This is a genomic window from Pseudomonas viridiflava, from assembly GCF_001642795.1.
In the GTDB taxonomy this organism is placed as follows: domain Bacteria; phylum Pseudomonadota; class Gammaproteobacteria; order Pseudomonadales; family Pseudomonadaceae; genus Aquipseudomonas; species Aquipseudomonas viridiflava.
Genome location: NZ_LKEH01000043.1, coordinates 324358 through 347375 on the forward strand (window position 1 = coordinate 324358; position 23018 = coordinate 347375).

Below are 23018 nucleotides of genomic sequence, written 5' to 3' on the forward strand. Positions count from 1 at the left end.
ATAATCCCTGATGCGTTATTCATATATAAAAAAACTTGTATCCATTCTGAAACAATTCTGTTGCCAAGCGAGTAAGTGCGGACTATGTTCTTACGGCGCTCGATAGGGAGCTAATCAGTTTAAGGTGTGCATGGATGCAAAAGTCGAAAGCCGTCAGTGCTGTCCGTTATTCTATTAAACCTGCTGCAACAGGCGCTCTTTGCGCACTTTCCTTCACGTTTGGCTGTTCTGCCTACGCCGACTACGTCGAACAAGGCAGGTTGGGCGATGCTGCCAGTTGGCGGTCTGCCGAGTTCCAGAGCGACTGGGGACTTGGCCGTATTCAGGCCGAACAAGCGTACGCGGCAGGCATCACTGGCGCAGGCGTGAAAATCGGTGCGCTGGACTCCGGTTTCGACCCTTCCCACCCCGAAGCCAGTCCGTCGCGTTTTCACGCAGTGACCGCCAGCGGCACCTATGTCGATGGGTCGCCGTTCAGCGTTACCGGTGCCATCAACCCGAACAACGACACACACGGTACTCACGTAACCGGCACCATGGGCGCAGCCCGCGATGGCATCGGTGTGCATGGCGTGGCATACAACGCGCAGGTCTACGTCGGCAACACCAACAAGAACGACAGTTTTCTGTTCGGCCCGAGCCCGGACCCGCTATATTTCAGAGCGGTGTATGGCGCGCTGGCCGATGCCGGTGTGCGCGCCATCAACAACAGCTGGGGCAGCCAGCCCTCTGACGTGACCTACGCCACCTACGATGGCATGCGCGCCGCCTATGCCCAGCACTACAACCGCGGCACCTGGCTCGACGAAGCAGCCAACGTCTCGCGCAAGGGCGTGATCAATGTGTTCAGCGCAGGCAACAGCGGTTATGCCAATGCCAGCGTGCGGGCCTCGCTACCGTATTTTCAACCTGATCTGGAAGGTCACTGGCTCGCCGTGTCGGGCCTGGACGACACCAACGGTCAACGTTACAACCAGTGCGGCATCTCCAAATACTGGTGCATCACCACACCCGGACGCCTGATCAACGGCACCGTGCCGGGCGGTGGTTATGGGATCAAGTCCGGTACGTCGATGTCTGCGCCGCACGCCACAGGTGCGCTCGCGCTGGTGATGGAACGCTTCCCCTACATGAACAACGAGCAGGCGCTGCAGGTGCTGTTGACCACGGCGACCCAACTGGACGGTTCGGTCACCCAGGCACCCAATGGCAACGTGGGCTGGGGCGTGGCCAATCTGGAGCGGGCCATGCGCGGGCCGGGTCAGTTGCTCGGCACCTTCGATGCGACGCTGGGCGCAGGCCAGACCGATACCTGGAGCAACGACATTTCCGATCAGGCGCTGATCCAGCGTCAGGCCGAAGACCGTACCGAGCAAGCCACATGGCAACAGACGCTGGTCAGTAAAGGCTGGCAGAACGGCGTGGCCAGAACCGCCAGTCAGCAGGACCAGACCGATTATGCCGTCGGCACCGCACGGGCGGCCGCCGCTGCACAGCGCCAGTACCAGGGCAGCCTGATCAAGTCCGGCGCAGGCCGGCTGATTCTCGACGGTGCCAACACGTATCGGGGTGACACGCTGGTCAATGGCGGAGTGCTGTCAGTCAACGGCTCGCTGACCTCTGCCGTGCAGGTCAATGCTGGCGGCACATTGGGAGGTAACGGTCAGATCGGCGGGCTGACGGCTCGCAGCGGCGGCAGCGTTGCGCCGGGCAATTCCATGGGCACCTTGCAGGTCAACGGCGACGCGGTTTTCGAGCCGGGATCGACTTACGCGGTCGAGCTTTCGCCGACAGCCAGCGACCGTATCGTTGCCACCGGCAGTGCGAATGTGTCAGGCGCCAACATGACGCTGGCGCTGGATGAAACGCCCATCGCTCTGAGCGCCACCTCCGGCCAAACGCTGGAAGGTCGTCAGTTCAATGTGTTGCAGGCTGCCAACGGCGTCAGCGGCCAGTTTGGCAGTGTGTCGTCCAGCTATGCGTTTCTGGGTGGCCGACTCGATTATGCCGCCACCGGCATCGCTCTGAATATCGAACGCACCGCCGCGTTCGACAGCGTCGCGCAGACGCCCAATCAGGCCGCAGTTGCCACGACTGCCGAGCAACTGGGCGCCGGAAACGCCGTTTACGAGAACCTGCTGCTCTCCCCCACTGCCGCGTCGGCACGCAACAGCTTCCAGCAGTTGTCCGGCGAGATTTACCCGGCGATCGCCACGGTGCTGATCAACGACAGTCGCCAGGTGCGTGATGCGGTTGGCGAGCGTCTGAACGCCAGCGTGTTCGGCACTGACGGCAACACCCCGGCGCAGGACAATGTATGGCTCAAGGCGCTGGGCGCATGGGGCAAGACCGATTCACGCGATGACACCGCTGGCTATACGACGTCTATTGGCGGTCTGCTGGCCGGTGTCGATGGCAACGTGGCCGACGACACCCGCCTGGGTCTGGTCGCAGGCTACAGCGACAGCTCGCTGAACATGGGTTCGGGCACACATTCACGTGCCTCGGTCGACAGCTACCATCTGGGCGCTTATGTCGGCCATGAAATCGGCGCGCTGCGTCTGACACTGGGCAGCGCTTACAGCTGGCACCGTATCGATGCCAAGCGTGATGTTCAGGTCGGCGGCGCAAGTGGCCGTGAGAAGACAAAACACGATGCAGAGACTGCGCAGGTGTTCACGGAAGCTGCGTATCGCGTCCGCTTGCAGCCAGTGACGATTGAACCCTTCGCCAACCTTACCTACGTGCATCTGGCCACTGACGGCTTCACCGAAAAAGGCGACGCAGCCGCCTTGTCGGCAGGCCGCGATAAACGCGATGCCGTACTGAGCAAGCTCGGCGCACGCGCTTTGAAAACCATCTCCCTCACTGACCAGCAGAAACTCGAGCTGTCGGGCAGCCTCGGCTGGCAGCACAACCTGAGCGACACCGACTCGCAGCAACACCTGGCGTTCGCTTCCGGAGGCCCAAGCTTCGGTATCGAAAGCTCACCGCTGGTGCGCGATGCGGCACTGGTCGGCGCCCACGCCAGTCTGGCGTTGAGCAAGGACGCCCGGGTGAGTCTGGATTACAGCGGCCAACTGGCCAGTCGCGAAAAAAACCACGGTGTCGGGCTGAGCCTCAACTGGCAGTTCTGATTACCTAACGCCTCTCGCTTTAAAAAAGAACAACGCGCATGCACCTGCATGCGTGCGGGGTTTTGTGTGCGTCAACTAAGGACGGTAGTTTCATGAACGATGCGTTTATCACCCGACAGGCCTCTGTCACTTCCCTTCGTCAGTCCATCAGAGCGATCAACCGTGCCTCCTGCGGCGCACTGGCGGTCTACCTCGCGACCATGAGCGTTGCGCAGGCTGCGCCTTACGTGGAGGCCGGACAATCCGGCAATGCCGCCAGCTGGCGCAGTGCCGAATTCAACGCAGACTGGGGACTGGGCGCTATCAATGCCGATCAGGCCTATGCGGCGGGCTACACCGGCAAGGACATCAAGCTGGGCATTTTCGACCAGCCGGTGTACGCCGCTCACCCGGAGTTCTCAGGCACCGGCAAGGTCATCAATCTGGTCACCAGCGGCATCCGCGAATACACCGACCCGTATATTCCGGTGAAGGCTGGCGATGCGTTTCGCTACGACGGCGCACCGACCCTGGACTCCGGAGGCAAACTGGGTAACCACGGTACGCACGTCGGCGGAATTGCGGGCGGCAGCCGCGATGGCGGGCCCATGCATGGCGTAGCCTTCAACGCACAGATCATCAGCGCCGACAATGGCGACCCGGGTCCCGAAGACGGCATCGTGCTCGGCAACGACGGCGCGGTCTACCAGGCCGGCTGGAATGCTCTGGTCGCCAGCGGCGCTCGTGTGATCAACAACAGCTGGGGCATCGGCATTACTGACCGCTTCGACCAGGGTGGAAAGGATCCCGCGTTTCCACATTTCACTGTGCAGGACGCACAACTGCAGTTCGACCAGATCCGTCAGATCCTCGGCACGCGTCCGGGCGGCGCCTATCAGGGCGCAATCGATGCAGCACGCAGCGGCGTGGTGACGATCTTCGCAGCGGGCAACGATTACAACCTGAACAACCCCGACGCCATGGCCGGGCTTGGCTACTTTGTGCCGGAGATCGCGCCGAACTGGTTGACGGTCGCAGCGCTGCAGGTGAATCCGAACGCCGCCGCTGCGGTGAGTACGCCCTATACGCTCAGCACCTTCTCGTCACGCTGCGGCTACACCGCCAGCTTCTGCGTCTCGGCACCGGGCACGCGCATTTTCAGTTCGGTGATCAACGGCAACAGCCTTGAAAACCTGACCACCGATTGGGCCAACAAGAATGGCACCTCCATGGCGGCCCCGCACGTGGCGGGCAGCATCGCCGTACTGATGGAGCGCTTCCCTTACATGACCGGCGCACAGGTGGCCGACGTACTGAAAACCACCGCCACCGACCTCGGCGCGCCGGGCATCGACGCGCTGTACGGTTGGGGCATGATCAACCTGGGCAAGGCAGTCAACGGCCCGAGCATGCTGGTGACCGAGGCGGATATTCCAGCCGAATTCCGTATCGACGGCGCTTACGGCGACAGTCAGTTCGTCGTCGATCTTCCCGGCATCGGCGCCGTGGTCGATGCAGGCAAACCCACCCAGCGCACCTGCAGCGGACCGCAATGCGGGCTGGATGTCTGGAGCAACAATATTTCCGGGCATGGCGGCCTGACCAAACAAGGTATCGGCACGCTGATGCTGACCGGCGCCAACACCTACAGCGGGCCAACGCTGGTCAATCAGGGTCGCCTGGCCATCAACGGCTCGCTGGCATCGGCGGTGACCGTCAATGACAGCGGCGTACTGGGCGGCAATGGCAGCGTCGGCGCACTGACCGCAAATCGTGGCGGTACGGTCGCGCCGGGCAACTCGATCGGCACGCTACAAGTCGCGGGCAATCTGCTGCTGGCACCGGGCTCCACCTACTCGGTGGAACTGTCCCCGGCTGGCAGCGACCGACTCGTGGTCGGCGGTCAGGCTACGGTCACCGGTGCAACCATGGCATTGGCACTGGAGACCGACCCGTCACTGTTGAGCAGCAGCCAGACCAACAGCATCCTCAACCGGCCGTTCGATGTGCTGCAGGCTGCTGGCGGTGTTCAGGGTCAGTTTGGTTCGGTCCTGACCAACACTGCGTTTCTGAGCGGAAACCTGGCCTATACCGGCACGGGTATCACCCTGGCCGTCGAGCGTAACGGAAACAGCTTCGCCAGCGTGGCACAGACGTCCAATCAGCGCAGCGTTGCCTCGGCCATCGAGCAATTGGGCGCCGGAAACGCGGTGTACGAGAGCGTGGCGTTGAGCCCTGACACAAGCACAGCGCGTCGCGCTTTCACGCAACTGTCGGGTGAAGTGCATCCGGCCATCGCGACCCAACTGATCAATGACAGTCGTCAGTTGCGTGATGCCGTGGGTGATCGTCTGCGGGTCGCGGGCCTGTACGACCAGCCTGCACCGGGCAGCGATGACAACAATGTCTGGGTCAAGGCACTGGGCGCCTGGGGCAAGAACAGCGGCAGCAGCGACGGTGCCAGCCCGACGTCATCACTGGGCGGCTTGCTCGCGGGCGTCGACGGTCTTATCAGCGAGCACACGCGACTGGGCGCAATGGCCGGTTACAGCGATACGTCGTTGAGCCTGGGCGATGACACCCATTCCCGGGCATCGGCTGACAGCTACCATCTGGGTGCGTATATCGGGCACGAACAGGGTGCAATGCGTCTGACAGCGGGCGCGTCCCACAGCTGGCACCGGATCGACGTGAAGCGTGATCTGCAATTCGGTCCTTTCTCGGACCGTCAGAAGGTCAAGCGTGATGCGCAGTCCACTCAGGTCTTCACCGAAGCGGCGTATCGTCTGAACCTGCAACCGCTGGCCCTGGAGCCGTTCGCCAACCTGGCTTATGTGCACCTGGACAGCGACAGCTTCACCGAGAAAGGCGGTGCCACCGCACTCAAGGGCGGTGACGATACGCGCGACACCGTGCTGTCCACGCTGGGTGTGCGCGCAGGCAACCGCTTCAACCTCAACGACACGCAGAAGCTGGACGTCTCGGCAACACTGGGCTGGCAGCACAACCTGAACGACACCTCGTCCGATCAACATCTGTCGTTCGCCAGTGGCGTGAACACCTTCGCGGTGCAAAGCGTTTCGATGGACCGTGACGCTGCGGTCGTCGGTGCCCGCGCAAGTCTCGCACTGGGCAAGGATGCGCGGGTCAACCTGGACTACAACGGCCTGCTGGGTTCGCGTGACAAGACTCATGGCGTGGGCTTGTCGCTGGACTGGCAGTTCTGATTGATGCCTGGCTCATGAGGCACATCGTGAGGTTGTGAAACAACGCTACCTCCGTGGGAGGCGGCTTGCCGGCGATGCAGTCGACGCGGTTTGTCAGAAAAATCGCGTCATCGTTCATCGCCGGCAAGCCGCCTCCCACGGTCCGGTTTTTGCTGCGCGACTGTGCTGCGTCGAATACGTGATGGGGCCTCCCCGACCCGCGATAACTCAGCTTATGTATCACACAGTCTGAATCCCACCCGCTGCTCGTTACCCCCTCCTTTTTCCTCGAAACGCCCATCAGCCTTGATTATTCGCCCGACCAGGAAATGTGAAAATTTTGTTAAGTATTTGTCCACGTAGGCTTTTTCCCACAGAAACAATCTGTCACACTAACGCGAATCGTTCTTATCAACATTATCATGCGGCCACGGAAGGCGTTCAGGGAGTGTCAGGTCATGTCGGGCCAGCAACTGCAAAGCCGTTTTCGTTTCACGCCATGCCTGTTGGCCATCGGCATCGGGATAGCGACCTCTCAGGTGGTTTTCGCCGCAGAAACTCAACCTGCGCAAGCGACCGGCACGCTGGAACTGGGGGCTACCGAAATCAGCGATGACCGTCTGGGCACGACCACCGAAGGCTCCGGCTCCTACACCACCGGTGTCATGCAGACGGCCACCAAACTGCCCCTGAGCATGCGCGAAACGCCACAAGCAGTGACGGTCATCACCCGCCAGCGCATGGACGACCAGGCCATGACCAGCGTCAACGACGTGGTCAGGAATACGCCCGGTCTGTTCCTCAGCCAGGCCAGCGGACCGGGCCGACAGACCTACACGTCCCGCGGCTTCGACATCGACAACATCATGTACGACGGCATCCCCGCCTCTTACTCAGGCTTCACGGCAGGCGTGCAGCCGAATCTGGCGATGTTCGACCGCGTCGAAGTGATTCGCGGCGCCACCGGTCTGATCACCGGCGCTGGCAATCCGTCGGCAGCCATCAATATGGTGCGCAAGCGTCCGACGGCAGAGCCACAAGTCACGCTCACCGGCAGTGCCGGGACCTGGGACAACTATCGCGGCGAGTTCGATGCATCGAGCAAGCTGAACGACAGCGGCACCCTGCGCGGCCGCGTGGTTGGTTCCTATCAGGACGCCAACAGTTTTCGCGACAAGGAAGAGAGTGATCACGGCCTGTTTTACGGCGTGGTCGAAGCTGATCTGAGCGACGCCACAACCGCCACGCTGGGCTATTCGCGTCAGGAAGACGAAACCAACTTCTTTTGGGGCGGCCTGCCGCTGGGCACCGATGGTCACCACCTGGACCTGCCCCGCTCCACCTACCCCGGCTCCGACTGGGAAAAGAAGAAACTGCAGATCGATACGGTCTTTGCCGAACTGGAACACCGTTTCGACAACGACTGGAAACTGCACCTGGCCGGCACCGCTTCTTCGCTGGACGCCCTGTTCTCGGGTACCTACCTGTCGCGCTACAACGGCCCGCTGGAGACCACAGCCTATCAGTCGCGCCCCGAGGAAAAACAGACCGCTTTCGATGCCTTCGCCAGCGGCCCTTTCCAGGCTCTGGGCCGCACCCACGAACTGGTCGTTGGCGCCAGTCGGCGCGTCTATGACAAGGACAGCAAGGAATACAGCCCCTACGACACTGGCCTGCCGATTGCCGCGCCGAAGCCGAACTTCGTACGTGACGGCAACCTGCACAGCGTCGCCACGCAGGAAGGCGTCTACCTCACCACACGTCTGAGTCTGGCCGATCCATTGACGATGATTCTCGGCGGACGCCTCGATTGGTACGACTACGATGATCGCACCGGCGATGGCGACTACAAGGTCACAAAAAACGTGACGCGGTATGGCGGCCTGATCTACAAACTGGACGACACCTACTCGGTGTATGCCAGCTACACCGACATCTTCCAGCCACAGAGTTACCAGGACTTGTCCGGCGCGCAGCTCAAGCCCGTCGTCGGCGAGAACTATGAAGTCGGCATCAAGGGCGAGTACTTCAACGGCGCCCTCAACGCCAGCCTGGCGGTATTCCGCACCGACCAGACCAATCTCGGAACCCAGACCTCGACTCAGGCAGGCTGCCCGGTGCTCACCTGCTACGACGCGTCAGGCCTGGTGCGCAGTCAGGGTATCGACATGGAGCTGCAGGGCGCACTGACCGAGAACTGGCAGGTGGGCGCTGGCTACACCTTTACCCGCGCCCATTACGTGAAGGATGCCGACCCGGCGAACAAGAACCAGCGCTTCGACACCGACACGCCTGAACACCTGTTCAAGGTGTCGACGATGTACCGCTTTCAAGGCCCGCTGGAGAGACTGCGCGTGGGTGGCAACGTCTACTGGCAGAGCCGCATGTACAACGACATCGCCCTCACCGACGGCAGCTATCGTCTGGAACAGGGCAGCTACGCCGTCGCCGACCTGATGGCCGGTTATCAGGTCAACAAGCATCTGGACCTGCAACTGAACGCCAACAACGTGTTCGACCGGGTCTACTACGCGGCGATTGGTACCAGTTCGGTGTGGGGTTCAACCGACACCTATGGCGATCCGCGCAACTTCACGTTGACGGCCAAATACACGTTCTGATTCACCCTGTTCCGGGCGGCCATGGATGGCCCATCACTGCTCGCGATAAGGCACCACCTCATCCGGCCCCAGATAGATCGGGACACGCCACCCCACATCACGCAGTGACCGCTGGACCTGATCTTCAACCCCCAGCAGCGACGCAAAGATCGCCATGCGCACGGCAATGCCGTTGTCGGTCTGTTTGAAGATGGCCAGCCGTGAGTCGAGATTCAGGTCGGTGCTCAGATCATTGGCATCGGGGCGGGAGTCCCTCGGCAGCGGGTGCATGATCAGGGTATTGGCACCGCACACCGCGTTGACCAGCGCCTGATTGACCTGAAAGTCAGCGCTGTAACCTTCCAGCGTTTCCTGTTCGGCGAAACGCTCTTTCTGAATGCGCGTCGCGTAAACCACGTCGGCGCCTTTCAAGCCGTTGGCCAGGTCTTGGGTCTGCTCGACGCGATGCCCCTTGTCCGCCAGGTACTGCACCAGATGTTCGGGAAGCGCCAGCGCAGTGGGCGAAACCAGCGTGAAGGTCAGGTTGCGATAGAGCGCCAGCAGCTTGCTCAACGAGTGCACGGTTCGCCCGTATTTCAGGTCACCGACGAAGGCGATATGTGCGCCATCGACCAGTTTGTCGAGCCGCGAAAATTCGCGCTGGATGGTGTAGAGGTCCAGCAGTGCCTGACTCGGATGTTCGCCCGGACCATCGCCCGCGTTGACCACCGGAACGTGAGTGGCTTCGGCGAACTCGGCGACCGCGCCCAGTTCGGGATGGCGCACGACGATGATGTCGGCGTAGCCGCTGATGACGCGGCTGGTGTCGGCGACAGACTCGCCTTTGGCCATCGATGAAAAGGTGAATCCGGTGGTATCGCACACAGACCCGCCCAACCTGGCGAAGGCCGAGGCGAAGCTCAGTCGCGTGCGAGTGCTGGCCTCGAAAAACAGATTCGCCAGCACGGCCCCTTCGAGCACGCGAGTGGTTTTCTGGCGGCGGGCCACCGGTTGCATCATGTCGGCGATACGCAAAAGTTCTTCCACCGACTCTCGGGTGTAGGTCTCGACCGAGAGCAGATGCCGGGCAACTTCCTCGTTGCCCTGCGGCCGTGAGTCTGCATGCTGCGAGGCAACTGCACTGCCCTTCAGAATCTCCAGAACGAAGCGTTGCGCGATGTCCGGCATCTTGCGCATTTCAGCGGAATCGTCAGGCAGCAGCCAACTGTCCAGCGCACGGCGTGAGACACCAAGACGCTGGGCGAGCCCGTCGCGGGTGAAATTGAGACGGCGCATGGCGTCGCGGAGGAAGACTTGTTGGGACATGAGGAAGACCGAGTCAGGTATACACACTGCGTATGCTCAACTTCTTACCAACACAAATCAAGCGTACGTACCTAATTAGTCGGCATCGTTGAGTACGCCGGACGCGGAGCGTCCCAAGAGGCATTCCCACGCGGAGCGTGAGGAACGATCACCTCAAACTGATCGTGCCGATGCTCCGCGTGGGCGCGCAGCCCGGGACGCTCTGCGTCCCAGGTGGAACTGGCGACGCAGATGGATCGGTGATCAGCGCAAGACCTCAGACAGGAGAGATCGGCAACTCACGCTTGTGGGCGGTCTTGCGGTAAGCCGCTTCGATGATCGCCGCAGCCGACGCCGACACGTCCTTGCCCAGCAGGTAGTTGTCGATGTCGTCGTAGGTGCAGCCGTAGGCCACTTCGTCCAGCTTGCCCGGGGCCAGATCTTCAAGGTCGGCTGTCGGGGCTTTGCTCACAAGGTGGGCCGGAGCACCCAGAGCGCCTGCGATCAGACGGACCTGTCCCTTGGTGAGGCCACTCAGGGGTGCCAGGTCGCAGGCGCCGTCGCCGAACTTGGTGAAGAACCCCATCACGGCTTCAGCGGCGTGGTCGGTGCCGACCACCAGACCGCCGACGAAGTTGGCAATCGCATACTGCGCCAGCATCCGGGTGCGGGCCTTGACGTTGCCCTTGGCGAAGTCGGTGAGCTCCGGGCTCGGCTCCAGACCTTCTATGGAGATTTCGCCCATCACGCTGTCGACCGCACCAGCGATGTTCACGCTGGTGATCAGGTCTGGCTGGATAAAGCTCAATGCCGCCTGAGCATCGTGTTCATCGGCCTGAGTCTTGTAAGGCAGCCGCACGGCGACGAACTTTACTGCGTGCCCAGCTGCTTTCAGTTCGTTGACGGCGAGCTGGCAAAGGCGTCCGGTGGTCGAGGAATCCACCCCGCCACTGATGCCCAGCACCAGTGCTTTCGCACCGGACTCGAGCAGCACGCCTTTGATAAAGCCGATGCGTCGGGCGATTTCGGCGTTCACGCTGTCAACGTCGTTGATGCCTCGGTCAATGCGAAGGGCTGACTGGATCTCGGTTTGCAGACGGCTTTGCGTATTCATGATTTCACTCCTTGACCTGAAAAACCTGCTTGAGGTACGACAGAAACTCCGGCGATTCGCACTGGCTCTTGCCCGGCGCATCGGAAATCTTCGCCACCGGTTGACCCTGACAGTTGACCATTTTCATCACGATGCTCAGCGGCTTCACGCCTTCGACGCCGTTGGTGAGGTCGGTGCCGATGCCGAACGAAACGTTGATGCGTCCCCGGAAGTGACGCAGGATCCGCAGCGCCTTGTCGCCCAGATTCAGGCCGTCGCTGAAGATCAGCGTCTTGGTCTGCGGGTCGATGCGCAGTGATTCGTAGTGCGCGATCATGCGGTCGCCCCACACCAGCGGATCACCCGAGTCGTGACGGCAGCCATCGAATAGCTTGGCGTAGTACGAATCGAAATCGCGCAGGAAGGCGTCCTGATTGATGCAGTCGGCCAGCGTCAACCCCGGATCACCACGGTACTCCTTGATCCAGCCATCCAGCGCGGCTTTCTGGCTGTCGACCAGACGCGGCCCCAGTTGCTGGTGCGCCTGAAACCATTCGTGAGCCTGCGTGCCCACGGCGCGGATATTGAATTCGCGGGCCAGTTGAATGTTGCTGGTGCCGACGAACTCACCGGGAAAGTCGCGCATCATGGTGCGCACGACTTCTTCCTGCGCCAGGTAGGAAATCCTGCGACGCGTACCGAAGTCAGCGACCTTGAACGCCGCCAGTTCTTCTGTCGTGGCGTTGGCTTTCAACCAGTCGAATTTCTTGTAAAGACTTTCACGCACCTGCTCCAGAGACAGATCCGGGTAGACGTGGCGGTTACGGATCTCGCTGACGATGGCAAGAATCTTGACCTCGAACGGCGAGACGCCAACCCACGGACCGCGTGCACGGATTTCCAGCTGGCCGTCTTTCTCTCCGACTTTCACGAAGCGCGGCTTGAGCCGGAAGTCTTCCAGGTAGTCGATATAGTCGGTGCTGATGTAAGGAATGCCACGCAGATGACGCAGCATGTCCTGACTGCTTTCCAGCTCCTGAAGCTGATCGACTGCTTCGCGGATTTCGTTGATGTACGGCGTCAGATCGTCCTGAGAGCGAACCCGCAGCGCCCATTCGGTATCGGCGCTGGGATAGGCGTGATAGATCGCCTGCCCCATCGACAGCTTGTACATGTCGTCGTCAGTCGGCGAACGAACAATCGGTTTGCTGAAGTCGTAAACACTTTCCATGTCTGTCTCCCAGGCCTCAGGCCAGTTCGGTCAATTCTTGCGGATTATTGGCAATCAGAATGCCGGCTTGCGCCATCTCGGCCAGCGCCGCCAGCGAACCCTCTTCGCTGATGCCCCGGCAGGCAGGCACATAAAGCACCACGACAAATCCGGCTCTGGCCAACTGCAGGGCGGTGGTCTTGACGCAGAAGTCCAGCGCTAGGCCGCCGACGATCACGCGCTCGATGCCGTTGGCTTTCAGGTACTCGATAACGCCTGTAGACAGTTTTTCATCCAGATCATGCCAAACCGCTCCGTAAGGATGCAGATCCGGCTCTACGCCCTTCCAGACGAAGTAATCGTATTCGAGCGGTTGAGGCAACACATCCAGCAACTTGAAGCCTTCGGTGCCCGGTATGCAGTGGCTCACCCAGGTCAGGTCGGCGTGCTTCAGTCCGGTTGGCTGGAGCATGCCTTCATGGGTTTCAACGATCCAGGGCGCATTCACCGCGTGGGCATCCTTGCTGCCCAGACGCAGGCGGGCAAGGGTCGCCATGAAGTTGAGCGCCTCACCAATCTGATCACCCCCGCTGACGGGCAGCTCGTCAGGGCACAACGGCGTGAAGCTTTTTTGGGCATCGACATCGAACGAAGCAGTCTTGATCTTGTTGGCATTCATGATGTGTTCCTCGTTTGCATGACCACAAAGTACACCTGATGTACTTTATGGTCAACACTAATTTAAACCTGTTTTCAAATTAGCCTCACAAATCTTCTCATGAAGGATGATCGTGTCCACGCCATGCAAAAAGTCGATTGATCATTTAGTACACCTAGTGTACTTTTTGATTAAAAGGAGAACGCCATGTTCGAGATCGCAGTCTATGGTGGAGCATTCAATCCACCCCACGCCGGCCATGCCAATGTCATGATTCACGCCTCCCGACAGGCAAGGCTCACGATGGTGGTGCCGTCTTATAAGCACCCTTATGGCAAGGTCATGGTGGATTACGACCTTCGTCTTCAGTGGCTGCGCCTGATCACAGACAACGTCCGCAATCAATGCGGCGGTGAGCTGTCGGTCAGCGATATCGAACGCGAACTCTTCAGCCAGAGCCCGGGACCTGTCTACAGTTTCAACCTGCTGACCTGGCTTGCGAACACTACCGGCTGCGCGCCGAAAAGCATCGCACTGGTGGTCGGTCAGGACGTGGCTGACGCCCTGCCCGGCTTTTACCTGGGACCCGAGCTGCTTGAAACCTTCTCGGTGATCATCGCCCCCGAACAGATTGGCGTACGCAGCACTGCCTTACGCAAGCAACTGCTGGAAGGTTCCCCGCTTCCGACTCACTGGATTGCGCCGGGCCTTGATCCGGTAAACTACGATATTTACGCATCAGGTGCCGTTTGACATGAGCCAGACCGAACACGACACCCCGCCGAAAATGGACTATCTGCACACCATCGACCTCGTCGTCCTGCGCTACTGCCGCAAGACCCTGGCGCTCGAAGTTTTGCTGCACAAACGCCCCAGCGAACCTTTCGCGGAAAGCTGGGCGCTGCCAGGCCTGGTACTCAATGGCGAAGTGCGCGATGTGTCTATGGACGCCGGGGTCAAGCGCCTGATCGAGTCGGAAAAGATCGGCGTCAGGCTTGGCTATATCGAGCAGGTCGGCACCGTGGGCAATGCATTTCGTGATCCCAGATGCTGGTCGTCTTCGACCTTCTACCTCGCCATTCTGGATCAGGATGCCAACCTGAACGAGCGACAGAAATTCGTGCCGCTTCAGGCGCTGTTGAGCCGCGAAAGCCTGCTGCCCTTCGACCACAACGACCTCATTGATCAGACCGCTGAACGTTTGTATTCGAAGTCGCTCTACTCCAGCCTGCCCCTGCTGTTTCTGGGGAGTGAATTCAGCGCGCCTGAAGCGACAGCCATTTACTCTGTGGCGCTGGGTCGACCGGTCCTCAAGTCGAGCATGCGCCAGCGGCTGATCAAGCTGACGGAAGAAGGCTACATAAAGGAAACCGGACGCAAGAAGTCCGGCGAAGGCATCAAGGCCCAGGCTACAGTCGAGAACCTCAAGCCTGGCAGGATTTTCTACTTCGATCGTTCGTTTGCCTGAAAAGACATGATGAGCCAGCCAAGGACATGCACATGAGCGCACCCACGAAAGAACCCGTTGTCACCACCCTGTTGAGCACCCGGTTCTTCGACGTTATCGACGTCAATGACGGAACCCGGCCCGAAGGCCAGGGCTACAAGATCATCAAAGAGCCCAATCCCATCAACGGCGTAGTGGTTGTGCCCGTTCTGCCGGACGGCCGTGTGGTGCTCGCGTCGCTGATGCGTCGCGCCATCGGCCAGATGTCCATCGAGTTCCCGCGCGGCAAGATCGACGATGGAGAAACCGCTGTGGAAGCTGCCGTACGCGAGCTGCTTGAGGAAACCGGCATGGAGGCCCTGAAAACCACCGAGGTCGGCAAGCTGCACAGCAACACTTCACTGCTGGCCAGCGCCGTTTCCGTGTGCATCGTCGAGGTGTCGGGCGACGTCAGCGGAGAAACCGACGGCGAGGTGGATAACATCATGATCAAGAGCCTTAAAGACGTTCAGCACCTGATCCTCAGAGGCGAAATCACCGATGGCCACACGCTGTCAGCCTTGACCCTGCTGAGCTGCCACGCCGATACCTGATGATCACCCTTTCGCTGCATTTCCGGATCCTGCCCGAATGAAAGCACCTCAACGTCTGCGCCTTGTCCTCGGCGATCAGTTGTCTTTCGACCTGGCGTCGCTGCAGGATCTGAACGCAGAATGCGACACGGTTCTGCTGGTCGAAGTGATGGAAGAAGCCACCCATGTGCCGCATCACCCGCAAAAGATCATCCTGATCTTCAGCGCCATGCGCCACTTCGCAGAAGCGCTGCACGAACGCGGCTTTCAGGTGGAGTACGTCGCCCTTGATGATCCGGACAACACAGGCTCGGTGCCCGGCGAGCTGCGCCGCTGGCAGTCGCTGTTGCAGGCTGACGAAGTGCACATCACCGAATGCGGCGACTGGCGTCTGGAGCAGTCGATCAGGGACACGGACCTGCCGATCCAGTGGCATGTCGATGGCCGCTTCCTGTGTTCGCGCACCGAATTCTCGAACTGGGCGCAGGGCAAGAAGCAGCTGCGCATGGAATTCTTCTACCGCGAAATGCGCCGCAAGAGCGGGCTGCTGCTCAATGGCGACGGTACGCCAGTGGGCGGCGCCTGGAACTTCGATGCCGAAAACCGCAAGGCGCTGCCCAAAGGCGTCACCGCGCCCTACCCCGCACGCTTCGCGCCAGACGCCATCACCCGGCAGGTCATGACGCTGGTGAAAGAGCGCTTCGCCAGCCACTACGGCGCTGTGGACACGTTCGATTACCCGGTCACCCACGCCGATGCCCAGGCGCTCTGGGCGTACTTTCTGGATTTCGGTCTGGCCGCCTTCGGTGACTATCAAGATGCAATGGCCAGCAACGAGCCGTTCCTGTTCCACGCCCGCATCAGCGCCGCACTGAACATCGGTCTACTGGATCTGCGTCAGGTGTGCAGCGATGTGGAAGCCGCTTACTGGTCGGGGCAGATTGCCCTGAATGCCGCCGAGGGCTTCATCCGCCAGTTGATCGGCTGGCGCGAATACGTGCGCGGCGTGTACTGGCTGAGAATGCCTGAATACGCCACCGGCAACCGGTTCGGCAACACCCGGCCGCTTCCAGAGTTTTACTGGACCGGTGACACGAAGATGAACTGCATGCGCCAAGCCATCGGCCAAAGCCTGGAATACGCCTACGCGCACCACATTCAACGCCTTATGGTGACCGGCAACTTCGCCCTGCTCGCTGGCATCGCACCGACTGAAATCTGCGAATGGTATCTGGCGATCTACATGGACGCCTTCGACTGGGTCGAGCTGCCCAACACGCTGGGCATGGTCATGCACGCCGACGGCGGGTATCTGGGCTCCAAGCCTTACTGCGCCAGCGGCCAGTACATCAAGCGCATGTCCAATTACTGCCGCGACTGCCACTACAAGGTTAGCGAAAGCACCACCGAAGACGCCTGCCCGTTCAACGCGCTGTACTGGCATTTCCTGATGCGCCACGGCGACCTGCTGCGCAGCAATCAACGCCTCGGCATGGTGTACAAAAACCTCGACCGCATGAACGACGCCAAGCTGGACGCCCTTTGGGATCGAGGCCAGACGCTGCTCGCCAGACTGGATGCCGGGGAGTCGATTTGAAAAAGAGCGAGCTTCCAGTCAAGACTTGCGTCGTGTGCGGGCTACCGTTCACCTGGCGGAAAAAATGGGCGCGCTGTTGGGATGAGGTGCGCTACTGCTCAGAGCGCTGTCGACGGCACAAAGCGAAACCTGCCTCGACCAACTGACGAAGATCAAATTGAACCGTCTGGTACAAAGTGGTTCAGAACCTCCATGACTGATCATTCATTCACAGGAGAAACCCCATGACCCAGACCGCTCTGGTTGTTGGCGCAAGTGGCATTGTCGGCAGCGCAATCACGCAATTGTTGCTGGAAAACAATTGGCAGGTTGCCGCCCTCTCCCGTAGCCCTTCTTCCGTGCCCGGCGTGATTCCGGTGGCTGCCGACCTTCAGGATCCGGCGTCGCTGAACGCAGCACTGAAAGACCTCAAGCCGACTCACGTATTCATCACCACCTGGTCGCGTCAGGCCACCGAAGCCGAGAACATCCGCGTCAACGCAGCCATGGTGCGTAACGTGCTGGACGCAGTCCGCCCGGCCAAAAGCGTGCAGCACGTGGCGCTGGTGACCGGCCTCAAACACTACCTCGGCCCGTTCGAAGCCTATGGCAAAGGCACGCTGCCCCAGACACCGTTCAGGGAAACCCAGCCGCGCCTCGATATCGAGAACTTCTATTACGCGCAGGAAGATGAGGTCTACGCCGCTGCCGAAAAAGACGGCTTCACCTGGAGCGTGCATCGTCCGCATACCGTGACCGGTGTGGCAGTCGGCAACGCGATGAACATGGCGACCACCCTCGCCGTCTACGCGACCATCTGCAAGGCCACAGGCCGTCCGTTCGTGTTCCCAGGCTCGCGCGTTCAGTGGGACAGCCTGACCGACATGACCGACGCCCGCCAGCTCGCTCAGCAACAGTTGTGGGCAGCGACAACGCCTGAAGCAGCCAATCAGGCGTTCAACATCACCAACGGTGACGTGTTCCGCTGGAGCTGGATGTGGGGCCAGATCGCCGATTACTTCGGCCTGCAGGCAGCTGACTTCCCTGCGCAGCCCGCGCCGCTGGAAGAGCAGATGGCTAGTGACCAGAAGGCATGGACCGACATCGTCACCAAACACCAGCTCAAGGAAGGCGATATCAATCGCCTGATCTCACCGTGGCACACCGATGCCGACCTGGGTCGTCCGATTGAAGTCGTCACCGACATGTCGAAAAGCCGCAAACTGGGCTTCACAGCGTTCAAGGCAAGCGATGATGCGTTTTTCGAAGTGTTTGAAAAACTGCGTCGCGAGCGTTTGATTCCTTGAATCATCGCGCATAATCGGAGCCGGCCGGGATGACCCGGCCGGTCCCACGCATTGACAGGTAACCCTCATGAGAATGCTTGTAGCCGCAGCCTTTGCGACCCTGAGCCTGAGCGCCGTTGCGGCTCAACCCGCACCGATCTTGTCAGGCTGCAACCTTGTCGAGCAGCGTGCACTTGAAGGCAGGACCGGCGGCTCGATCACCGACAGAAACGAAGCGCACATCTCCACTCGATCCAGCGTTTTGCAGGCTGACATCGGTAGCCTGTACAGAGCGGGACATCTGCCGCAAAAGCAGGCTGACCAGTTGTACAACCGCATCGAGAAAATCCGCTCCGACAGCGCAGGTTTCGTGAAGACCCAAGGGTTTCTCAGTGCCGGAGAGCGCGCCAGCTATGACCGCGAGCTGGATACGATAGCGGGCAACCTCTGCAAACCTTGAACGCAACCTAACCTTTCGCTTCCTGCTTGCGCTTGCGAAACTCGGCCACCTTGTGACGATTGCCGCACAGCGCCATGCTGCACCAGCGCCGTTTGTGCGATTTGGTGCGGTCGTAAAACATGAGCGAACACTCATGACTTTCACACTTGCGCAGCAGCGATGAGTCCCCTTCAGCCAGCAATTGCGCGGCCCCGAAAGCGATCTCGGCTACAACACGATCCGTGGCATTCGGCTGAGAGAAACGGTCCAGCTCAGGCGCCTTTGACGGCTCCCACACCAACTGCGGAACAGCCCTGAGCAGAAAGGCATTCAACCGTGACGGATCCGCAACGCTGTTCTCCAGACGCGCCTGAACAAGCTGCTCGATGCTCTCGCGCAGTTCTCGCAGCTCGTCGAGCAAGCGCTCATCAAACGCATCACTTCCCAGACCAACCTGTTCAAGCCATTGAGTCGCCGACGCGTGACTGGTCAGCAGATCGCGGCGCTGCCCATCAACCATCATTCGGGTGTTGAGCAGGTCCAGCGCAGGGTGGTCGGCGAGTATCAAAGGGGCCGGAAGCTGGGCGGTCGAGCTGGAGGTGGTCATTACAGTACTCCTGAAATTCTGGCGGCTATTGTAACCTATAAATTCTATTTGAATAGTTACCAAAGCACAGTTCATCCTGTCTTGGGTGGCCGTTCCAACACTTCAAAAAATGCCGCATGGCCAACAGGCACAAGCTGTGTCCAATCAAACTCTTTGTCATTTACTGAAAATGCACGCCCGTCTGCTTCTGCCCAAAGGGCGTGGGAGTTCTCGCAGGTTACGACGGCAGCGATGGGCTGCGCGGCGGCCCCAGATTGCATCTGACACACCGCGCGTGCAGGTTTTGCTGCCGGCTCCCGGCAGATCGCCGGCAAGCCGCCTCCAACAGGCGGGTGTTCGCTGCTGGAAAGCGGCGTAACGGATATCGCTTCATCCTTCAATATCAACCAACCGCTCTACCACGAGGCTGCCACCCATTTCCGGTGCCATTGATCCTTCAACACATTTCGACATGAAAACTCACTGAACTATCGCTTTGGCGGCACGATCCTTTCCTATGCGCAGTCAACGCGACCCCGGCGGCCGGTAAATTCGTGCCGTGACCTGGCCGGGCATCGCTGAACGATAAGGAGCCGCTATGACCATTACCGCCCATCCCGCTTACCGAAGGACACCAGGCCCGCTTCACGCGATCCTGCTGGCCGGGACCGTGCCGTTGTTTCTCGGGGCGTTGTTGAGTGACATTGCCTACTACCAGACCTTCCAGATCCAGTGGGCCAATTTCGCCGCCTGGCTGATCGCCGGGGCGCTGGTGTTCTGTGGTTTTGCGCTGTTGTTCGCGCTGGTGAATCTGGTCCGTGCAGAGCACAAGGCCGGGCGTCCGGTGCTGTATTTCCTGCTGTTGCTGATCACTTGGGTGCTGGGGCTGGTCAACGCGTTCGAGCACGCCAAGGACGCCTGGGCCGTCATGCCGTCGGGCCTGGTGCTTTCAGTCATCGTGACCCTGCTGGCTGTCGTGGCCGCGTGGATCGGACTGACCAACCTGCGTTCGGGAGATGAGCAATGAGACCTCAAATCGCACTGACAGCCTTGAGCATGGCGCTGCTTCTGAGCGCCTGTGGCGGTGAGCCGGACAGCACTCAGGCGCGCGGCCCGGACCCTAAACTGCCGGAACCGCAACGCGGCCTGCTGCCGAGCATGAAGATTGCCGAGCCCGTGGCCTGGGGCGACCAGAAGCCGACCGTACCTGAAGGATTCAAGATCACCGCGATTGCGACCGACTTGCGCATTCCACGCCAGACGCTGGTCCTGCCCAACGGTGACATTATCGTGGCCGAAGGCCGCGGTGGCAGCGCTGCCAAGCTCAAGCCGAAGGATGTCATCGCCAGCGTGATCAAGGCCGAGGGCAACACCAAGGTCAAAGGCGGCAACCGCCTGACATTGCTGCGTGACGCTGACGGCGACGGTACTTACGAAACCAAGACCGTGTTCGCCGAAAACCTCAACGCGCCTTACGGCCTCGCGTTTGCCGATGGCAAGTTGTACGTGGCCAATCAGGACGCACTGGTGCGTTTCGATTATCAGGAAGGACAGACCCAGGCCAGCGGCGCGCCGACCAAAGTCACCGACCTGCCTTCGGCCATCAACCATCACTGGACCAAGGCGCTGACCGTCAGCCCGGATGGCCGCTTCCTGTACGTCGGCATCGGCTCCAACAGCAATGTCACCGAGCGCGGCATGGAGGTCGAGATTGATCGTGCGATGGTGTGGCAGATCGATGCCGCGACTGGCGCGCACAAGCCTTACGCCACCGGCATTCGCAACCCGACAGCGCTGACCATCCAGCCTGAAACCGGGCAGTTGTGGGCCGTGGTCAACGAGCGTGACGAACTGGGTCCGGATCTGGTGCCGGACTATCTGAGTTCGGTGAAAGAAGGCGGTTTCTATGGCTGGCCTTACAGCTACTGGGGCCAGAATGTCGATACCCGCGCCCAGCCGCAAAATCCGGAGAAAGTCGCCGCCGCGATCAAACCGGACTATAGCCTTGGCTCGCACGTAGCCGCACTGGGCGTGGATTTCTCCATCCCGGAAATGGGCGACAAGTTTGCCAATGGCGTTTTTGTTGGCGAACACGGCAGCTGGAACCGCGACAATCCGGTCGGCTACAAAGTGATTTTCGTACCGTTCAGCAATGGCAAGCCTTCGGGCGAACCGCTGGACTTCGCAACGGGTTTCCGTGGCGACGATGGCAAGACCCGAGGCCGCCCGGTCGGTGTGACGGTCGACCCGAAAGGTGCGCTGATCATTGCGGACGACCTGGCCAACACCGTGTGGCGAGTGACGCGTAACCAGTAACCCTCAACGCTTCGGGCCGCTTGAGTTCAAGCGGCTCGAAGACTGTCACCGTTCACAAGAACCTCCCCTCGCCTGTCACTAAGATCAATGCGGCTTGATGCCCGCAAGCATCGTCAACACCTCATCGAACGACCCGTTCGCCTCGGCAAACCGCAGCCCCTTGGCTCGCTCGACAACCAGCTCGGATGGCGTCGGCTTGATCTCGAGCAGACCGAATATCTCATCCAGAAACTCTTCCAGCGGCATGGCACGTTCGTCATTTTCCTGACCGAGCAGCGACGTGCGCACGCCCGGTGGCGCCAGCTCAATGACCTCAACAGAAGAGTCCGCCAGTTGCACACGCAGGCTCTGCGTGAACGAGTGAACGGCCGCCTTGGTTGCACTGTAGGTCGCGGTTGCTGGCAGCGGTACGAAGGCTAATGCCGAGCTGACGTTGATGATGGTGGCGTGAGGTTGCTTGAGCAGCCGGGGCGTCAGTGCATACACCATGCGAATCGTGCCGAGCAGGTTGGTGGTCACGATGTCTTCGGCCGTGCCGAGGTACGCAGGGTCGGTCAGGTCTTCCCAGTGCATGATGCCTGCGCTGTTGATCAGCACGTTGAGGTCCGGATGGCTGCTTGCAAGCGCATCGGTTGCCTGTTGAATCGACTCGGGACTGCTCACGTCCAGTACCACCGAATCGATGCCGGGATGTTGCGAGGTAATGTCGTCGAGAATCTCTTTGCGTCGCCCGGCAACGATGACCTTGTTGCCCGCCTTGTGCAGCCGAAGCGCCAGACCCAGGCCGATGCCTGACGTACTGCCTGTGACCAGAATCGTGTTACCTGTACCGTTCATAGTAAACTCCGTCATCGCCATAAGCGGACAAATGTCCGCTTTAGCAAACTACCGGACAGTTGTCCGCTTTGCAATACGAAGAAAGGGATTGTCCATGAGTGACGACACGTCAATGCGTTCCGACGCCAGAAAAAACCGGGAACGCATATTGAAGGTCGCCGTGGCCGAACTGACGCTCGACCCTGCGGTTGCACTGAGCGTGATCGCGAAAAAGGCAGGCGTCGGCCAAGGCACGTTCTATCGGCACTTCGCAAGCCGCGAGGACCTGGTGTTCGAGGTCTATCAGTTCGAGATGCAGCAAGTGGCAGCGCTGGCGGAACAGTATCTGACCGACCGACCACCCGAGCAGGCCCTGAGCGACTGGATGAACAGCCTTGCCGAATACGCGATGACCAAGGCAGGGCTTGCGACCGCCATCCGCCAGGCTGCCGCCACGCGGGAGTTTCCAGGCAAGTCGGGGTACGCGCCGGTGCAGAACGCCGCCGAGCTTCTGCTGAAAGCCAACGAAGCGGCCGGTACGATTCGCGCCGGAATCACGACCGATGACTTCTTCCTGGCGATTGCCGGCATCTGGCAGATCGACTCACAGCGAGACTCGCAGTGCGACTGGCGCCCGCGTCTCGCCCGCCTGATGGACTTCGTGATGATCGGACTGTGCGCGGGAAGCCCCCGCAGCCTCGGCGAGAAAGACGCCTGAGGCATTCATGAGCACTGTTCACAAGTGCATTCTGGATATGGGCATTATCAACCGCCGCTCTATCCCATAGCCTC

General features: G+C 60.4%; 19 protein-coding genes. 13 read left to right on the top strand and 6 right to left on the bottom strand.

The window, feature by feature from the left end:
• The first annotated feature begins 134 nt into the window (after nt 1-134).
• The 3 genes from eprS to AO065_RS21715 all read left to right on the top strand — a co-directional run bounded on the left by eprS (nt 135) and on the right by AO065_RS21715 (nt 8943).
• Entirely contained in the window at nt 135-3137 is a 3003-nt protein-coding gene (gene eprS, locus AO065_RS21705) for an autotransporter serine peptidase EprS (RefSeq protein WP_004882872.1), read from the top strand.
• Between the two features lie 92 nt (nt 3138-3229).
• Nucleotides 3230-6343, top strand: coding sequence for an autotransporter domain-containing protein (locus AO065_RS21710; protein WP_054540854.1), 3114 nt, complete (start codon nt 3230-3232; stop codon nt 6341-6343).
• Between the two features lie 437 nt (nt 6344-6780).
• Complete coding sequence (locus AO065_RS21715; protein ID WP_004882883.1) at nt 6781-8943, top strand: TonB-dependent siderophore receptor; 2163 nt, start codon at nt 6781-6783, stop codon at nt 8941-8943.
• 33 nt (nt 8944-8976) lie between these two features.
• Here AO065_RS21715 and AO065_RS21720 read toward each other — a convergent pair whose 3' ends face one another.
• From AO065_RS21720 to AO065_RS21735, 4 genes are all read right to left on the bottom strand, one after another.
• Nucleotides 8977-10248, bottom strand: a complete 1272-nt coding sequence (locus tag AO065_RS21720) for an aspartate carbamoyltransferase (protein WP_032651237.1) — start codon at nt 10246-10248, stop codon at nt 8977-8979.
• Nucleotides 10249-10504: 256 nt separating this feature from the next.
• Nucleotides 10505-11341 carry an ammonia-dependent NAD(+) synthetase gene (nadE, locus tag AO065_RS21725; protein ID WP_004882886.1) on the bottom strand — a complete coding sequence of 279 codons (837 nt, stop codon included), beginning with the start codon at nt 11339-11341 and terminating at the stop codon, nt 10505-10507.
• 4 nt (nt 11342-11345) lie between these two features.
• Nucleotides 11346-12551 (bottom strand): nicotinate phosphoribosyltransferase, encoded by a 1206-nt coding sequence (gene pncB / locus AO065_RS21730; RefSeq protein ID WP_004882887.1) that lies wholly within the window; start codon nt 12549-12551, stop codon nt 11346-11348.
• A 16-nt stretch (nt 12552-12567) separates the two neighbouring features.
• The gene (locus AO065_RS21735; RefSeq protein WP_004882888.1) at nt 12568-13209 is read right to left on the bottom strand and encodes a nicotinamidase; all 642 of its coding nucleotides are present in this window, start codon (nt 13207-13209) and stop codon (nt 12568-12570) included.
• A gap of 186 nt (nt 13210-13395) precedes the next feature.
• On the opposite strand from AO065_RS21735, the gene AO065_RS21740 reads away from it, so the two are divergent.
• The 7 genes from AO065_RS21740 to AO065_RS21765 all read left to right on the top strand — a co-directional run bounded on the left by AO065_RS21740 (nt 13396) and on the right by AO065_RS21765 (nt 18529).
• The gene (locus AO065_RS21740; protein ID WP_004882889.1) at nt 13396-13941 is read left to right on the top strand and encodes an adenylyltransferase/cytidyltransferase family protein; all 546 of its coding nucleotides are present in this window, start codon (nt 13396-13398) and stop codon (nt 13939-13941) included.
• Between the two features lies 1 nt (nt 13942).
• Nucleotides 13943-14656 (top strand): NUDIX hydrolase, encoded by a 714-nt coding sequence (locus tag AO065_RS21745; RefSeq protein WP_004882891.1) that lies wholly within the window; start codon nt 13943-13945, stop codon nt 14654-14656.
• Nucleotides 14657-14688: 32 nt separating this feature from the next.
• Nucleotides 14689-15228, top strand: a complete 540-nt coding sequence (locus AO065_RS21750) for an NUDIX hydrolase (RefSeq protein WP_004882892.1) — start codon at nt 14689-14691, stop codon at nt 15226-15228.
• Nucleotides 15229-15265: 37 nt separating this feature from the next.
• Nucleotides 15266-16804 (top strand): cryptochrome/photolyase family protein, encoded by a 1539-nt coding sequence (locus tag AO065_RS21755; protein ID WP_004882893.1) that lies wholly within the window; start codon nt 15266-15268, stop codon nt 16802-16804.
• Nucleotides 16801-16950, top strand: coding sequence for a DUF2256 domain-containing protein (locus AO065_RS26790; RefSeq protein WP_004882896.1), 150 nt, complete (start codon nt 16801-16803; stop codon nt 16948-16950). The genes AO065_RS21755 and AO065_RS26790 overlap by 4 nt, the downstream gene beginning before the upstream one ends.
• Before the next feature lie 78 nt (nt 16951-17028).
• Nucleotides 17029-18090: an SDR family oxidoreductase gene (locus AO065_RS21760; protein WP_004882898.1), complete on the top strand. Its 1062-nt coding sequence runs from the start codon at nt 17029-17031 to the stop codon at nt 18088-18090.
• 67 nt (nt 18091-18157) lie between these two features.
• Nucleotides 18158-18529 (top strand): hypothetical protein, encoded by a 372-nt coding sequence (locus tag AO065_RS21765; RefSeq protein ID WP_032651239.1) that lies wholly within the window; start codon nt 18158-18160, stop codon nt 18527-18529.
• Between the two features lie 7 nt (nt 18530-18536).
• Here the strand turns inward: AO065_RS21765 and AO065_RS21770 are convergent, their stop codons facing one another.
• Entirely contained in the window at nt 18537-19115 is a 579-nt protein-coding gene (locus tag AO065_RS21770; protein WP_004882901.1) for a CGNR zinc finger domain-containing protein, read from the bottom strand.
• 577 nt (nt 19116-19692) lie between these two features.
• Here AO065_RS21770 and AO065_RS21775 point away from each other — a divergent pair.
• Together AO065_RS21775 and AO065_RS21780 are read left to right on the top strand one after the other, a co-directional pair.
• Nucleotides 19693-20121 (top strand): DUF2231 domain-containing protein, encoded by a 429-nt coding sequence (locus AO065_RS21775; RefSeq protein WP_004882902.1) that lies wholly within the window; start codon nt 19693-19695, stop codon nt 20119-20121.
• Nucleotides 20118-21410 carry a PQQ-dependent sugar dehydrogenase gene (locus tag AO065_RS21780; RefSeq protein WP_004882903.1) on the top strand — a complete coding sequence of 431 codons (1293 nt, stop codon included), beginning with the start codon at nt 20118-20120 and terminating at the stop codon, nt 21408-21410. Before AO065_RS21775 ends, AO065_RS21780 begins: the two co-directional genes overlap by 4 nt.
• A gap of 84 nt (nt 21411-21494) precedes the next feature.
• Here the strand turns inward: AO065_RS21780 and AO065_RS21785 are convergent, their stop codons facing one another.
• On the bottom strand, nt 21495-22247 hold the full coding sequence (locus AO065_RS21785; protein ID WP_004882904.1) for an SDR family oxidoreductase: 753 nt from the start codon (nt 22245-22247) through the stop codon (nt 21495-21497).
• 94 nt (nt 22248-22341) lie between these two features.
• Between AO065_RS21785 and AO065_RS21790 the strand changes: the two genes are divergently transcribed.
• Nucleotides 22342-22944, top strand: coding sequence for a TetR/AcrR family transcriptional regulator (locus AO065_RS21790; RefSeq protein ID WP_004882905.1), 603 nt, complete (start codon nt 22342-22344; stop codon nt 22942-22944).
• The last annotated feature ends 74 nt before the right edge of the window (nt 22945-23018 follow it).

What these genes read in the sequence shown, in the direction of transcription:
- eprS (WP_004882872.1), top strand. Translation starts at nt 135, where the DNA reads ATGCAAAAGTCGAAAGCCGTCAGTGCTGTCCGTTATTCTATTAAACCT.
- AO065_RS21710 (WP_054540854.1), top strand. Translation starts at nt 3,230, where the DNA reads ATGAACGATGCGTTTATCACCCGACAGGCCTCTGTCACTTCCCTTCGT.
- AO065_RS21715 (WP_004882883.1), top strand. Translation starts at nt 6,781, where the DNA reads ATGTCGGGCCAGCAACTGCAAAGCCGTTTTCGTTTCACGCCATGCCTG.
- AO065_RS21720 (WP_032651237.1), bottom strand. Translation starts at nt 10,248, where the DNA reads ATGTCCCAACAAGTCTTCCTCCGCGACGCCATGCGCCGTCTCAATTTC.
- nadE (WP_004882886.1), bottom strand. Translation starts at nt 11,341, where the DNA reads ATGAATACGCAAAGCCGTCTGCAAACCGAGATCCAGTCAGCCCTTCGC.
- pncB (WP_004882887.1), bottom strand. Translation starts at nt 12,551, where the DNA reads ATGGAAAGTGTTTACGACTTCAGCAAACCGATTGTTCGTTCGCCGACT.
- AO065_RS21735 (WP_004882888.1), bottom strand. Translation starts at nt 13,209, where the DNA reads ATGAATGCCAACAAGATCAAGACTGCTTCGTTCGATGTCGATGCCCAA.
- AO065_RS21740 (WP_004882889.1), top strand. Translation starts at nt 13,396, where the DNA reads ATGTTCGAGATCGCAGTCTATGGTGGAGCATTCAATCCACCCCACGCC.
- AO065_RS21745 (WP_004882891.1), top strand. Translation starts at nt 13,943, where the DNA reads ATGAGCCAGACCGAACACGACACCCCGCCGAAAATGGACTATCTGCAC.
- AO065_RS21750 (WP_004882892.1), top strand. Translation starts at nt 14,689, where the DNA reads ATGAGCGCACCCACGAAAGAACCCGTTGTCACCACCCTGTTGAGCACC.
- AO065_RS21755 (WP_004882893.1), top strand. Translation starts at nt 15,266, where the DNA reads ATGAAAGCACCTCAACGTCTGCGCCTTGTCCTCGGCGATCAGTTGTCT.
- AO065_RS21760 (WP_004882898.1), top strand. Translation starts at nt 17,029, where the DNA reads ATGACCCAGACCGCTCTGGTTGTTGGCGCAAGTGGCATTGTCGGCAGC.
- AO065_RS21765 (WP_032651239.1), top strand. Translation starts at nt 18,158, where the DNA reads ATGAGAATGCTTGTAGCCGCAGCCTTTGCGACCCTGAGCCTGAGCGCC.
- AO065_RS21770 (WP_004882901.1), bottom strand. Translation starts at nt 19,115, where the DNA reads ATGACCACCTCCAGCTCGACCGCCCAGCTTCCGGCCCCTTTGATACTC.
- AO065_RS21775 (WP_004882902.1), top strand. Translation starts at nt 19,693, where the DNA reads ATGACCATTACCGCCCATCCCGCTTACCGAAGGACACCAGGCCCGCTT.
- AO065_RS21780 (WP_004882903.1), top strand. Translation starts at nt 20,118, where the DNA reads ATGAGACCTCAAATCGCACTGACAGCCTTGAGCATGGCGCTGCTTCTG.
- AO065_RS21785 (WP_004882904.1), bottom strand. Translation starts at nt 22,247, where the DNA reads ATGAACGGTACAGGTAACACGATTCTGGTCACAGGCAGTACGTCAGGC.
- AO065_RS21790 (WP_004882905.1), top strand. Translation starts at nt 22,342, where the DNA reads ATGAGTGACGACACGTCAATGCGTTCCGACGCCAGAAAAAACCGGGAA.